Annotated in this window: 13 protein-coding genes and 1 pseudogene; 4 read left to right on the forward strand and 10 right to left on the reverse strand. The window is 61.9% G+C overall.

Translation table 11 applies throughout. The features are described 5' to 3' along the window. Positions 1–152 precede the first annotated feature (152 nt). Both QUE25_RS09435 and QUE25_RS09440 read right to left on the reverse strand, forming a co-directional pair. On the reverse strand, positions 153–1,853 hold the full coding sequence (locus tag QUE25_RS09435; RefSeq protein ID WP_286264369.1) for a hypothetical protein: 1,701 nt from the start codon (positions 1,851–1,853) through the stop codon (positions 153–155). Between the two features lie 92 nt (positions 1,854–1,945). Then, positions 1,946–2,344 (reverse strand): annotated as a pseudogene (locus QUE25_RS09440) (integrase core domain-containing protein); the annotation flags it as partial. Positions 2,345–3,210: 866 nt separating this feature from the next. Here QUE25_RS09440 and QUE25_RS09445 point away from each other — a divergent pair. Further along, entirely contained in the window at positions 3,211–4,017 is an 807-nt protein-coding gene (locus tag QUE25_RS09445; RefSeq protein ID WP_286264370.1) for a glycosyltransferase family 2 protein, read from the forward strand. 114 nt (positions 4,018–4,131) lie between these two features. Next, positions 4,132–5,349, forward strand: a complete 1,218-nt coding sequence (locus QUE25_RS09450; protein WP_286264372.1) for a trans-sulfuration enzyme family protein — start codon at positions 4,132–4,134, stop codon at positions 5,347–5,349. 167 nt (positions 5,350–5,516) lie between these two features. On the opposite strand, the gene QUE25_RS09455 is transcribed toward QUE25_RS09450, so the two are convergent. Both QUE25_RS09455 and QUE25_RS09460 read right to left on the reverse strand, forming a co-directional pair. After that, entirely contained in the window at positions 5,517–5,885 is a 369-nt protein-coding gene (locus QUE25_RS09455) for a helix-turn-helix domain-containing protein (protein ID WP_286264374.1), read from the reverse strand. Continuing rightward, complete coding sequence (locus QUE25_RS09460; RefSeq protein ID WP_286264376.1) at positions 5,885–6,073, reverse strand: hypothetical protein; 189 nt, start codon at positions 6,071–6,073, stop codon at positions 5,885–5,887. The genes QUE25_RS09455 and QUE25_RS09460 overlap by 1 nt, the downstream gene beginning before the upstream one ends. A gap of 780 nt (positions 6,074–6,853) precedes the next feature. On the opposite strand from QUE25_RS09460, the gene QUE25_RS09465 reads away from it, so the two are divergent. Beyond that, positions 6,854–7,366, forward strand: coding sequence for an acyltransferase (locus QUE25_RS09465; RefSeq protein WP_286264378.1), 513 nt, complete (start codon positions 6,854–6,856; stop codon positions 7,364–7,366). A 353-nt stretch (positions 7,367–7,719) separates the two neighbouring features. Beyond that, positions 7,720–8,049, forward strand: a complete 330-nt coding sequence (locus tag QUE25_RS09470) for a nucleotidyltransferase family protein (protein WP_286264380.1) — start codon at positions 7,720–7,722, stop codon at positions 8,047–8,049. Between the two features lie 380 nt (positions 8,050–8,429). On the opposite strand, the gene QUE25_RS09475 is transcribed toward QUE25_RS09470, so the two are convergent. The 6 genes from QUE25_RS09475 to QUE25_RS09500 all read right to left on the reverse strand — a co-directional run bounded on the left by QUE25_RS09475 (position 8,430) and on the right by QUE25_RS09500 (position 13,415). After that, the gene (locus QUE25_RS09475) at positions 8,430–8,669 is read right to left on the reverse strand and encodes a DUF6290 family protein (protein WP_286264382.1); all 240 of its coding nucleotides are present in this window, start codon (positions 8,667–8,669) and stop codon (positions 8,430–8,432) included. Further along, positions 8,653–8,976 (reverse strand): hypothetical protein, encoded by a 324-nt coding sequence (locus QUE25_RS09480; protein ID WP_286264384.1) that lies wholly within the window; start codon positions 8,974–8,976, stop codon positions 8,653–8,655. The genes QUE25_RS09475 and QUE25_RS09480 overlap by 17 nt, the downstream gene beginning before the upstream one ends. A gap of 351 nt (positions 8,977–9,327) precedes the next feature. Further along, positions 9,328–9,885: an isopentenyl-diphosphate Delta-isomerase gene (idi, locus tag QUE25_RS09485; RefSeq protein ID WP_286264386.1), complete on the reverse strand. Its 558-nt coding sequence runs from the start codon at positions 9,883–9,885 to the stop codon at positions 9,328–9,330. A 102-nt stretch (positions 9,886–9,987) separates the two neighbouring features. After that, positions 9,988–10,731 (reverse strand): hypothetical protein, encoded by a 744-nt coding sequence (locus tag QUE25_RS09490; RefSeq protein ID WP_286264388.1) that lies wholly within the window; start codon positions 10,729–10,731, stop codon positions 9,988–9,990. Beyond that, positions 10,728–11,588, reverse strand: a complete 861-nt coding sequence (locus QUE25_RS09495; RefSeq protein ID WP_286264390.1) for a ParA family protein — start codon at positions 11,586–11,588, stop codon at positions 10,728–10,730. Before QUE25_RS09495 ends, QUE25_RS09490 begins: the two co-directional genes overlap by 4 nt. Positions 11,589–11,624: 36 nt before the next feature. Next, a complete protein-coding gene (locus QUE25_RS09500) occupies positions 11,625–13,415 on the reverse strand; it encodes an AAA family ATPase (RefSeq protein WP_286264393.1) in 1,791 nt (596 codons plus the stop codon). Positions 13,416–13,610 lie beyond the last annotated feature (195 nt).

Consider the following 13,610-nt stretch of genomic DNA (forward strand, 5'->3'; position numbering starts at 1 on the left):
GCCTCCTCCACGAAGTTGGAGAATGAACCCTGTGGACCTTCTTCCCCCGGCGGAAAGGGCTGGCTCGAGCGGCTTCAGTTCTAACGATTGGGGGAAGCGCCCACCACCATTTAAGAACTCGGGCTGGCGCCAAATTGGCCAAGCCGGGCTCACTAAGACTCGCGGTGAGATCCAGCCGGCGATCTTTCTAGTAATGACCTGTATCTAGCATTGGCGGAAACTGCGGATGCTACCGAACATAGGCAAGCAGCTATAGACGCTAATGTCACCAACAACCAGATCGGGTCGGAAATGAAAAACACGGAGTCTGACCCACATATCCAGATCGGCATCATTGTGGTACAGGTCTGGCCTCGCCCTGCGGACACATATAGGACTGTGGAGGCTATGCTGATTGCTGCGCTCATGGCCATCGAAACAAGGGCAGATCCAGAGATGAATCCGGCTGCACGCCTGTGTAGCGAGTAGAACGCGAGCAACATTGCTGGCGCTGCCAACATGAACTGGACCCACTCGGGGGCGTTGATACCTGTGTCTCCTGTCTTCCGTCCAACCTCTATAGAGGTGGCGACCATCCATACTTCTAGCGCGACAAGCAGCGCAAGCGCGGCTGCTATGCCGCGAGAACCCCATGGTGTCTCGGCAAGGCGGATGACTAGCTGCAAGGAATCTAGCTGCAAAGGATACCCATTAGTTATATTCCATCGACAGTGCACGCGATCCGGTGCGATCTCCACGCTACTGAATGTGCTATAATGCAGTTCGCGATTCATGTTCGGAAACCAGCGTCCCGATGCGGATGAATGTCTGTTAGGGGTTGCGCGCCCGGCAGCATCTTGAATGTACATCCCCGAAGGCGCTTGGACATCAAGTTGGAAGCGACCGCTCAGTCGCCCGCGATCGGTCGCAATCCGAAAAGTACTACGCCTGATGCCAAGTCGACGTGCGACCCATTCTTTTAGTGTTGGCCATGATGTCAGGCAAGCAGGATAGTCGTTAAGCCTTGTTTCGCCGATGCTCTGCGAGTATGAAAACGAGACGGTTGAATGACCGGCACCTGTGCGCTGAGCCACGATCGGTCGAACTTGAGAAAGCATGCTGAGCAGTCGTGCAAAGCGTACTTCCTTGGCATTTCTTCCCTTTTCTGACCCCAAGTAGCTTACAGCGAGATTGAACGACTCATCGGGGTTGGCATATCCTTCGGTAACCATGCGGGCGAAGTCGTAGACCAGTCTGCGAGTAATGGGGCGTCCGGTCTGCTTCCAGCAGCCCACGAGCGCCGCCAAACATAATGCCTGCGTCTTTACAAATGGAAGTACGCTGAAGTCCTCACTGCCGGGCTTGAATGCCCGATATGTCTCTCCCTTTCGGGGGCGAGTCAATACTATGAACGTTTGGCGTGGATGACATTCTATCCGAACAGTGCGGCTTAGCGACCAGCGATCGATCTCGACAGACTCGCGGACCGCCGATCTGGCCTGCTGATCTAAGAGGTCGCTGATGAACTTGTCGAGTTCTCCAGGGTCTGTGGTTGGTGCGACGTCCTGATAGCGAGATGCAAGCTGCTTGGCCACGTCGCAGTGGGGTAGAGGGACGAGGTTAGAGTGCTTGAGCTCATCCGCCGTCGCCCTAAGGGGTCGTTGCCTATTACGTGCTGCCCAGGTGGAGGTTGTATAGGTGATAACCAGTGCCGCAGTCAAGAGAATTACTCTGATGGGTGTGATGTACAACGGTGGTTGGACATCTGCCCAGGTTTGGTCATGAATGTACTCATAGTAGCGAAGTGGCATGGCTGCCCCAACAACTAGCGCGATGACAGCGAATGCCGCAACAATCGCTTTGATGATCTTCATTTCTGTTCCTTCTGGGCTGCAGTATCTGGGGTTGTGGTCTGATGCTGTCTTGTGGCTGACGTTCTCGAGTGCTGTCGGGGGTTTGGTTCAAACTAAGGAGTGTTTGCTGTTTTGCCGGGGGTATAGCTCCGCGAGTTTGCGAACGCGTTCTGAGGTGTCTGGCCGCCGATGCCGGTGTGGGGCCGGTGATGATTGTAGCGGTGAAGCCAGGTGGCGTAGGCCTTGCTCGCGTTCGGCTTCGCTGGTGTAGGGACATGAGTGGGCCCATTCGTTGACCAGGGTCCGGTTGAATCGTTCGACTTTCCGGTTGGTCAGGGGCTGGTAGGGCCCGGTCTGGCGGTGTCTGGTCAGGACGTTGTCGAACAGGGAGGAGCGGTGGCAGGAGCCCTTGTCACGCGCCGCCCGATACTGGTGAAGAACGCCAAGGCCCGGTCCGTGAATCGGGCAGCGGTCTGTTTCCGCCCGTCGCTAGGGATTTCGGAGCAGGCGAGGGCGGCGAGACCGGGGTGACTCAACTGAATGAGACGTGCCTGAAGTTCCTTCAGGTTTCGGATTGGTGCGTCACGGATGACATAGTCAACGGCCAACGGCCGCTCGGTGCGCGTGTCTGTCAAGATAGCGATGGAAGGTAGTCATAGCGGGCGACGGTGTTCGCGGTCTGAGTGAGGAAGTGATCAGTGTGGCGTCATGCAATTGCCAGTGTGCCTGGTGCAAAGAGGCGCGGGCGAACAAGTACTCGACACATAGCTGCAGTCAGATTCCGAAGTGCTCGGGGTCTAAGTAGCAGGCATACGGTTGCGCTTTGCAGCCGCATGCCCGGCGGTAGGTTGATTCGCGGAGTCGATCTTCTGACTGGCGACCTGGTGAGTGGGGGACCCAGTGACGGGGGTCGGGCGCTTGGCTTCGGTGTGTCGGTGAACTGCCTCCGCGCCGAATCATGCGGAGGGCTGAGTGAGCGGCGTCGCCGGGGCGGCTTCGTGCCTGGCGGCGGGCGCTCGCTCGCACTCGCGTTGCGGACTGTGAATTCGCTCAGCTAGCGGGTCGCCTTTTGGAGGTCTCCTCCGGGGGCTTGATGGTCTCTGAACAGACATCGTGGTCATCGTCCGCGCAGGCGCCACGAAACCAATCCTGAAACCGGCACCGCTTTGCGTGCAGGCCCACCATGAGTCACCTGGCCGCACTTGATTGACCGGACAATCGATAGCATTGATTCAGCTCCGGAGAACGGGCAAAGCCCACCGACTACCTGAACGGGGTGGTGGCTTTGAAGGCCGTTGTGGTTATCGCAACAGTGGGTCGGGTGTCGGCTTGCGAGCAAGCCTTGGCCGCTATTGACGGTCGGATTCATGATGCGAGCGTGGAGGTGCGCGGTATTGTCTCCGCCCCGACGGAGGCCGATCTTCCGCGGGTGTCGGGCCCGGCTTGGCAACTCATAACTGGGAGTCGGGGTGCGTCGGCCCAGAGAAATGCTGCGCTTGACCTGGTTCCCGCTGACACCGACGTTGTTTTCTTCTTCGACGATGACACGATTCCTCGGGCTGATTACATTGCGCGTACCTGCGAATTCTTCGCGTCGAATCCTGGTGTGATTGCGACGACGGGAACTCTCCTGGCGGACGGCGCTGGCGAAAAGCGAGAGGTTCCGCTGGAGGAGGCTGTGGCGCTCCTTGATCTGAGCTGGGAGACCACGCCCGCTGACTCGCCAACAACTGGAGTCGAGCACTTCGAACTTTATGGCTGCAACGCCGCGGTGCGCTGGACAGCCGCGCGAGATTTGCGGTTTGACGAGCGATTGCCGCTCTACTCGTGGCTTGAGGATTTCGATCTTGCCCGGCAGCTGCTGGTTCGGGGCGAGATTCGAAAGCTGCGCGAGGCGGTGGCTGTGCATCGTGGATCCGACTCGGGCGGACGCACCGCTCATCTGAGATTCGGCTACTCTCAGGTCGCCAATCCGCTCTGGTTGCTGGAGAAAGGGACCTTCACCAAGAGACTCGTGGCTCGGGTGATGCTGCGTCCCATGGCCATGAACGTGATTCTGGCGCCAATCCCCGGCCAGAGGTATGCCATGCGGCGACAGCGGCTCATCGGTAACTGTCTGGCGCTGTGGGACGACATGAAGGGTGGCGGTCATGCCACCCCTGAACGGATTCTTGATCTGCGCTAGGGCGGGAGTCCTCGGCTCGAGGCATGAGCCCGGATCGTGGCAGGAGCTGCAACTGCTCGTAGATGGCCGTCCGCTGTCTGCTACAACGGGTGTACCCGGGAAGAAGGAGCGAAGATGATCGTCCCAGACAGGCATGATCCGCGGACGGTGGGGGATGCCACCTGGGCGGTGCATGGTGGCAATGCCGTGGATGGCGGATCGGGGGCGATCCGTACCCCGATCATCATGGCCAATGCGTACCTCTTGCCTGATGATCCGAGCGGTATCGACTGGTCGAACCCTGAGCAGTTGTTGTATACCCGCACGACCGGCGCCAATCAGCAGGCGTTGGAGGCAAAGCTTGCGGCGATGGACGGCGGTGCGGCTGCAGCTGTGTTCGCCTCAGGGGTGGCCGCATTGCACGGGGTGTTCTTCTGTTTCTTGGCCAGCGGTGATCATGCGATCGTGTCCGACGTTGCCTATGAGGCGACGTGGCGGCTGTTCACCGAACTGTTGCCGGCGAAGTACGGCATCGAGGCGACCTTCGTCGACACATCCGATCTGGACGCGGTGCGCTCAGCGTTGCGTCCGAACACCCGGTTGATCCACACCGAGGTGATCGCCAACCCGACGACGCGGGTGGCCGACATCACCGAGTTGGCCGGTATCGCGCACAATGCCGGGGCCGTGCTGAGCGTGGATTCGACGTTTTCTCCGCCGCCGTTGTACCGGCCGTTGGCCGATGGTGCTGATCTGGTGGTGCATTCGCTCACGAAGTACATCAACGGGCACGGGGACGCGATGGGTGGGGCGGTGATCGGCTCTGCTGCCGACATCGCAACGCTGCGTCATGATGCGCTGACCGATGTGGGTGGGGTGATCTCGCCGTTCAATGCGTGGTTGATCATGCGCGGTTCGGTGACCTTGCCGTTGCGCTTGGCGCAGCATCAGGCGAACGCCCAGCGCATTGCGGAGTTCTTGGCCGGTGACCCACGGGTGGCTTTCGTCGAGTACCCGGGCTTGTCGTCCCATGCGCAGCATGATCTTGCGTTGCGCCAGTTCGGGCGCCGGGGTTTTGGTGGCATGCTGGCGTTCGCGCTTGCCGGGGACGGTGAGCTTCAGAATCGGTTCGTGGCGCGGCTTCGGGTGATCACGTCAGCGGTCTCGCTCGGCCATGACGAGTCGCTGATCGTCCATGTGGGGCCGACCGGCCGGGGTGGGTGGGAGCACTACCCTGAACACTTCCGCCGGTTCGGTCATTTGCGGCTATCTGTCGGACTCGAAGACGCCGATGATCTTATCGCTGACCTGCGGCAGGCCCTGGATGCCGTCATGCCTGCTGGGGGCGCGTGAACGAGTTCACTACGCGAAATCGCTAGCTCGGTGCCTCGGTCGGTGTCTGTCCCATGCTCGATCACGGTGGTCAGTGGCTGACTCTGGCAGGCATGTCGTTCATGCGGATAACAGACCAAGGCGCTTCACGGTCGCGGCGCGCACCTCGTCGCTATGGGCGTGTCGCTTCAGCCCGCCAGCTGAGACACGCGCTGCGGTGTAACACCCATCAGCGCCGCAACATCTCGCACACTCAGACCCTCGGCGCGCAACCGCGACACCGCAGCCCGCGAGGCCAGGGACGCCTGCGCCTTCGCTTGCGCGGCCGCCTCGGCAGCTTCGCGATAGCTAACGACTGCTTCCATCTCGACATCGCCGACAACCGGATCGACCTGAACCGCATCAACCTCAACGCCGTCCATGTCGCAGATATCGCGAACCATCGCCTCTACCTGATCCAAACGCTTGGCCTGAGTGAAGCGCTGGCCAGCTGGTCCCTCGAACTCCACCGCCCACCACTCGCCCGAGCGAGTGGCCTTCGCAATGATGGTCGCCATCACATCCCCTTCGCTTGCTTGATGATCGCCTTGGCTGTCATCTCGTTGACCTCGCTGTGACGAGGCACATAGGTGACGTTCTCACCGATCTGGACTCGAGTGTGGCTTCCGCCCTCAGTAATGGCCATCGTCTGGTTCGCATCCTTGGCGATCACCGCGAGCTGCTTCATCAAGTCCCTGCGCTTCACGACTATAAGTCTAGGGCACTTTAGTATTCAAGTCAAGCCATCTTTACTTACTAACTTCGGTTGGTGCGTCAACGCTGGCCCGGCACTGACCAAGAGCCAGCGAAGGCGTCTCGAGCGAGTTCATGCCGGGTTCCTTCGGCGCATTTGTCCGCCGCCCAAGCTCCACCGCCGAGGATGGCCAGGCGGACCAGTCCTTCGGTCTCGGAGGGGTGATCACGGCATGCGCGCCGTCAACGACGAGCTTGATGCGTTCCTCGGACAGTAACCGCACCGAATTGATACCAAGTTCCCGGGGCGGAAGGCGCGATGCTTCGCGACACGAGAATCCATCTGACCTCCCTTGCGCCATTTCCTCCCAATTGGATCCCGTGCTAGAGGCCGTGCAGAAGTGCAAGTCTGCCCCAGCGATGTGTGGCACTGGTATTTCGGTGATCATGTCAGCGGTTTCGCTCGGCCATGACGAGTCGCTGATCGTCCAGGTGGGTCCGACCGGCCGGGGTGGGTGGGAGCACTACCCTGAACACTTCCGTCGGTTCGGTCATTTGCGGCTTTCTGTCGGGCTCGAGGATGCCGACGATCTTCTCGCTGATCTGCGGCAGGCCGTGGATGCCGTGATGCCTGCTGGGGGGCGCGTGAACAAGTCGCGGTGTCGCGGCTGCGATCCCAAGGTTGACCCGGTCGTGCAGCCCGGATCGCGATGACTTCTGGGTGCGAGGGCTGGCTTGTGCATCGGCAGCTTAGAATCATCGCGGGTGGCGAGAGAATGGGAGGGAACATGACATGAATCCCGCGAGGTTTCTGAGGGCCGTCAGTCTGGTCGACAGATTCAGCCAGACTCGCTACCGTCAGCTGACGGTCATTCTCTTAAGGAGATGTGGAGTCGAAGTCGACGGCAGTCCGCTGTGGGTGAGTCCTCAGACAAACTTTGATCTTGGCTTTCCCGGGGCCATATCTCTCGGAAACCGTTGCGTGATCTGCCACGGTGTCTTCTTGCTCACGCACGACTTCAGTTTGGACCGGGTTGCAGAGAGTCGATTCGGGGAATCGGAGCGGGAGATAAGCCGCACGGCGCCCATCCGCATCGGTGCTCGCGCGTTCCTGGGAATCGGCACGATCGTGCTTCCAGGCATCACAATCGGAGACGGCGCCATCGTGGGTGCGGGTTCCGTGGTCACGAAAGACGTCGCACCGAACACGGTCGTTGCAGGTAATCCTGCACACCCTATATGCGCGACCGATGATCTCTGGGATCGGCGTTCGTCGCTGTACGAATGGGGACTCAGGCGTCGTTGACCAGATTCTTCGCGCTCAGTGGCCCTCACGAGTGCGAATACTCAGGCCGGTGATCGGAGGCGCCGCTTGTGCTCATGAGGGGCTTCCATCTTGAGCCAGTTCAGGCGACTGTTGAATTTGGCGCGGGCGGACTCGCGTTGCTTCTCTAATCGCCCACGTCGACCTTTGCTTTCGCTGAGTGACCCGCGAGGACCCGATAAGATCGTCTTATGACCCTCCTGGCGGAGTATCAGAACGCTCGGCGCGATGAAGACGCCGCGCGGCTTCGGCGTGCTATCGCACTGCGGGCCATGCTTGCCACTGGGATGAGCCAGCGCCAAGTCGCCGAAGCGCTCCGGATCAGTCAGCCAGCAGTGAGTCAGCAGCTCAAGTTCGCGCCCGGGCTCGGCGAGGTCCATCCCGAGACTCTGCTTGATGCCGCTGGGCCGGTTCTTAGGGCTTTGGCTGCTGAACACGGCTACTCCAAGTTGGCTGTCTTCGGATCGGTCGCCCGCCGTCAAGCTCGACCCGACTCCGACATCGACCTCCTGGTCGAAGCACCTGCGGGCACGAGTGGGTTCGCGTTCGCGCGCTTCAAGGCGCTCCTTGAACAGGTACTGGATCGCGAGATCGACCTCGTGACGTGGGGCGGCCTGAAGCCGAGGATCGATGACGACATCCGCCGTGAGGCGGTGCTCTTGTGATGGACCGCAAGGTTCGACAGCGGCGAGGTGAACAGGTGGCCGACTCGTCGTCCTCGATGAGTTCCTCGCTCATCGTTCCATGATGTCAGACGATGTACTACGTTTGATTTCGATCGTTTATCGCCAAACCTCCCATGCTCCGCGATCGGTTAGGAGACTCGGGATCGGATGCGATCGCGGTGGCGTGACAGATCTTCTTCAGTTGAGTCCACAACTGCCGATTTGGTGGGTTTGGATCGATCCAATGCCGCAGGTGAAGAAGATTAGGCACGCCGCCGCTTCGAGCCCTGGCATGGCCGAGGCATTGAAGGAGCGCGTCGCGTCCGGCGCGTACGCGAGCGATAGTGAGGTTGTCCGGGAGACGGACATGATCAGCCGTATCAGGCGCTCTCTTGTTCGAGCCGTTCGAGTATCCAAGCCCTCACGAGTGTCGAGGGCGGGAGGTGCTTGTCGCGGGCGGCCTTTTCTACGCGGGTTTGTTCTTCGGGGCTGAGGCGGATGGAGTAGACCCGAGACCTGTTCGGTCGGGTCGGTGTGATGTCGGGGTAGGGCTCGTCCCTTGTGTGCTCGGACTCCTCGCGGAGCGCGTCCCTGAACGCTGGGTCAATCGTCTTGGCCATTGGTTGCTTCTTTCCGGTAGATCTTGAGGTCCGCGCCGCTGGCTGGCCACGCGTTGATGCCATGTAGGTCTCCGTCGGTGTCGCGGAACGCGATCACCACTAATACCCGGCCTGCAGTCGGGGAGTAGCCGACGAATCGTGAGGCGCCCATTCGTGACTTCGGGTCCGGCTCCAATGCCGCTAGGTCGGCGTCCGCCATCACCTCTTGCGTCCAAGCCGGTTGGATGCCTATGGCGCCGGGGTAGCGGTTCTGTCGTAGGCGGATGTAGGTGGCCGACTCGTCGTCCCAGATGAGTTCCTCACTCATCGTTCCATGATACCTGATGTCAGACGATGTAGTACGTCTGATTTCGACCGGCTGCGGCCGAACCTTCCACGTTCCGGCCAGGAGACTCGGGATCGGATGCGATCGCGGTGGCGTGACAGATCTTCTTCAGTTGAGCCCAGAACTGCCGATTTAGCGGGTTTGGATCGATCCAATGCCGCAGGTGAAGAAGATTAGGCACGCCGCCGCTTCGAGCCCTGGGCAAAGTGGCCCAGAACAGGGTTAATCAGTCTGTTCCCCAAGAGATCCAGCAGCGCGTTCTTCGAGGGCCGAACGGGCCCGTCAGCTCCGCGGGTGACCCCTGGAAGCGCCAGGACCCAGCTCGCGGAACTCCTATCGTGGCGCCGATGGGTGGCTCATCGGGTGAGTTCCACCCAGCTGCGCGACCTGGTCCACGGCCCAGGGGCTGAAGCCCGCGGGAAAGGCACGGATTGCAGTCACGAAGTCGTCCCACTGCGCCCAGCTGACTTCGGCGACTTCGTTGGTATTGGGCTGAATGTCGGCCGGATCAATGATGCCTGCCCATACCGGGCAGATCTCGTTCTCCACCAGTCCATTGGCGTCACGCGCCCGATATCTGAATTCTGGAAGCAGACACCACAGTTCAGTTGGATGCACTTGCAGCTCGACTACTACACGGCGCCGGATTGCGTCGGCCATTTGTTCGGCTGGGCGAGGATGTCCGCAGCAGGAGTTCGTCCACACCCCTGGCCAAGTCCGTTTGCTCAGCGCTCGGCGTGTCAGTAGCAACCGGCCAGCAGGATCGAACAGATAGGACGAGAAAGCCAAATGCAACGGTGTCTCGGAACTGTGAACCTTCTGCCGCGGGTAGCTGCCGATCGGCTGGCCGTCCTCGTTGAGCAGCACCACCTGGTCCAGGGGGTCTTCCATTTGAACTCCCATCACGAATGGCGACCGAGTGAGCAGCCTAGCCGGTCGGGTTCCTCCCTTGTGCTCCTGAGCAGGTGCCGAACGTGCTGGTGAGTGACGTGGTTACGGGTTCTCCGGGAGCGCCGCGTCTCGGAAGGCCGATCCCTGCGTGGTACCGAAGTCGACTCGTTCGATGATGCGGCCGATCAGGCGTTGCTGGTCGGTCCAGCGCATCGCTCGGTGGTCGTAGTCCATCCCGTAGTCGTGCACCAGATCCTTGAGTTGGTCGACGTCGAGGTCGCCAAGCCGTGCCCGGAGCGCGGCCTCGCCCTCTTGGCGGGCCAGCGCGTACGGGTCGAGCACGCTGGGCATACGTTTGCGCTTGCCGCCAGCTTGTTGGCCGGCCAGCGGTGTATCTGCGGCGATGGTCTCGATCAGGTCCGCCTTCTTGGCCTTGGACAGAGCTGAGATCTGCGGGTGCGGGATCCTCTGCTCCTTGATCAGCGCCCGCAGCTGTGCCACGGTCATCGCATTCAGTCGGCGCCGCTGATCATCGACTGCCTCGTCCTGACCGGATGCCTGGGACACCGTCGTCGCATCGGGTGCAGCTGCTACGTCCGGTGCTTCGGCGGCCTTCGCGACGTGGGTTTCGCCGGCCACTTTCGGGCCCACCGGCCCCGCGAGCGCTGTGACGAGTCCAGCGTTGAACTGCGTCCCATCGGTGGCTGTTTCGGCGAGTACGGCCACCAAGCCGGCGAGCTGGGCAGCGAGAACCGCACTCTGCTCATCGCGTTCGGCAAGCGCATTCAGTGCTGCGGTTGCCCGCCGGATCTGCGCTTTGGCTTGCCGCTTCGATGCCGAACTCATTCGCCCTCCTCAATGCGCTGCCGAAATGCCTCGGCCAGATCAAACAGGTCGTCGTAGTTGTTTCGGCTGTACTTGCTCTTCAGGGTTCTGTAATCGCCTTCGACTGATCCGGCGATCTGATTGCTCTGCGGTATTGGCGGATACAGTAGCGGCGGAATATCGGGATCGTTCTTCAGCCGGGCGAGCTGACCTTTGTGCACCCCGATGCCTCGTTGATTCTTGGTGATGATCGTGCCGAGTGCTTCCGGCTCCGCGATGCCCGCGGTCTTGGCGAATCTCTTCACCTCGCGTTGCACGGCCGAGATGCCGTAGGTCGACAGCACATCCGGGATGGTTGGAATGACGTAGCCAGCACTGATTCGCAGCGCGCTCATCGTCATCACCCCAAGGTTGGGCGGGCAGTCGACCAGCACATAGTCATAGTCGTCCAAGATCGGCTCGATACCCTGACGGAAGATCTCCCAGACCGGCGGGTCCGCCGACCGCGCCGCGGCGCTGATCGCCTCCAGGTGGGGCAGTTCCGGGATGATGTCCAGGGACGACGGCAGCAGGTCGAGGTCGCAGACGTTCTTGACATTCGAGGCATCGCGCTGCAGCGTCTGGCCAAGGTTGAAGCGGGGCTCGTCGTCCTCGTGCAGAGCGTCGACGAACAACTGCGCCAGTGTGAAGCGGTTCCCGTTGAGGAGCAGCCACTGCTTCTCGCCCAGCATCGTGATCGACAGGCTGATCTGCGGATCCATGTCGATCAGCAGCACCTTGCGCCCGAGCTCTCCGGCGAGGAACTCGCCCAAGATAACGGTGCTGGTGGTCTTGCCGACCCCGCCTTTCATATTCAGCAGGGATATCACGTGCGTCATCGTCGCTGACGTCTCCTTTGATCGGCTTTGGGGTGGTCAGAATCGGTCGGAATGCTCGCGGATGTAGCGGATCAGCGGCGGCGGCAGCGAACGGCGGTGCACCACGGTCAACTCCAGGTTGGCCCGGGTCAGCGCCGTGTACAGGGGCCCGAAATCCCCGGCCCGCTCCCGGAACGCCGCGGGCTCGGCAACCACGACGGCGTCGAATTCCAACCCCCGGGCCTGCTCGGAGCTCAGTAGGCTGAATCGCCGGCCGTGATCGTCCGTCCAGATCTGGCTTCCCTCGGTCTGCCAGCCATGGTCGTACGCGCAGTTCGCGACTTCCTCGACCAGCTCGGTGATCACCGCGACCGTTCCGTCAGGATGCGCATCCACTAGGAGAATTGCCTCGTCCAGCACTACCTGCGGAAGGCTCGGCTCGGCGGCGGACGCGTTCACCACGCGGGGCGGCGTCCCCGCGCCCAGCATCGCCGGGTTGCGCCGCGCGGCCGACCTCGGCAGCAGCGAACCCGCGAAGTCGATGATCGCCTGAGTGCTGCGGTACCCACCCGAAAGCTGTTCTTCGGGGCTGTCGTCGATGCCGAGCAGCTTGCAGACCCGCTTCCACGAGCCGGGGGTGTGGCTGGTGCGCCGTTGCCGCATGTCGCCGATCAATGTCCAGCTGCCTGCATTGAGCCGGGCCAGCACCATCAACTCCAGCGGACGAAGGTCTTGCGCTTCGTCCACAATCACATGCGCGTGGCCCTCGGGTTCGCCCAGCAGGACGACCAGGTATGCCAGCAGCGGCCACAGGCGGTCGTCGGCCAGCGCCTCGTCGAACCTACGAGGCAGGGCCTCGCGCCATTCGAGGAAGTCCTGGCGGGTGCCGCTCGGCGGCGCCACCCGATTGGTCTTGAGGAACGCGGTGTACGCCTTGGCGGGAGTGAGTTCGGGATCGGTACGCAACTGATTGGCGACCACGGTGGCGAGCGTCCTGCCCAGCTGCTCTGATGTGGCGTGCACCACGTCTGCGCTGCGAGATGGCTTGTGCGGCGGATTCGAGTTCGCGCTGAGTACCTGGGCGAGTACCTGCCCAAACGAGCGGACGATGACGGTGTCCGGTGTAGCCAGCTCGCTGATGACCGGCGCGATGTGACTGGCCCAGGTGGGGGTGGGCCCCAGCAACAGGACGTTTCTGAGCCGCTGCTCTCGCTCGGCGTGAGTCAGCCAGGCGGCTCGGTGGGTGGCCACTACGGTCTTGCCGGTGCCGGCGTGGCCCTGCACCACCAGGGACGAAGTCGGGTCGGCGGCCACCAGCGCGTACTGCTCGGGCTGCAGCATGCCGAGCAGCGCGGTGAGCGGGGTTCGCGGGGCAAGTAGCCGCTCACGCAATGCGTCCTCGGCCGTCGAGGCGGTGCCGGGTTCCTCCGTTTGCGCGACCGGGTCGCCGTCGAAGGCGATGCCGTCGGGGTCGGTCAGCCATTCGTCCCAGGCGCGTGTCAGGTCGTGGCCGTCCGAGTCGAGGTGCCGGCGGACCTTGACCAACCCGGCCTCGTAGTGCCGCTCGAAGAAGGCCGCCGCCGCCGGGGCCACCCAGCTGACCACCTGCGTTTCGCGGCCCCCGCCCAGGTCGATGCGCGCATGGGTCGGTCCCACGTAGAAGCTGTCGTCCTCATCGTCTCCCGGGTAGCGCATTCGCACCCGTCCGGTGAGCGGGCCAGGCACCGCACGATGTAACTGCACCCGAGCATCGTCGATCGCGATGTACTCCGGCATGGTCGCCAAGACCTCTTGGTACCTCCGGTTGATCGCCTGCTCGCATTGCAGAACTTCGCCCTGCTCGGACACGCTCCCGCCTACCCCCGGTCCATCTGGTGCGCGCCGCTTCGTCGTACACCTCGTCGTCGGAAGCCAGTCTAGGGGCGGGCTGTGACAGCGGAGGTCGGCGGTCATCGTCCGCGTCGCCTGGGAGACCTCTGATGAATACAGGCTCCTCCGCGGGGACCAGGTTAAGGTGCCGATCGCGTGGGTTCACGCCGATCG

The sequence above is a fragment of the Brooklawnia propionicigenes genome, from assembly GCF_030297015.1.
GTDB lineage: Bacteria > Actinomycetota > Actinomycetes > Propionibacteriales > Propionibacteriaceae > Brooklawnia > Brooklawnia propionicigenes.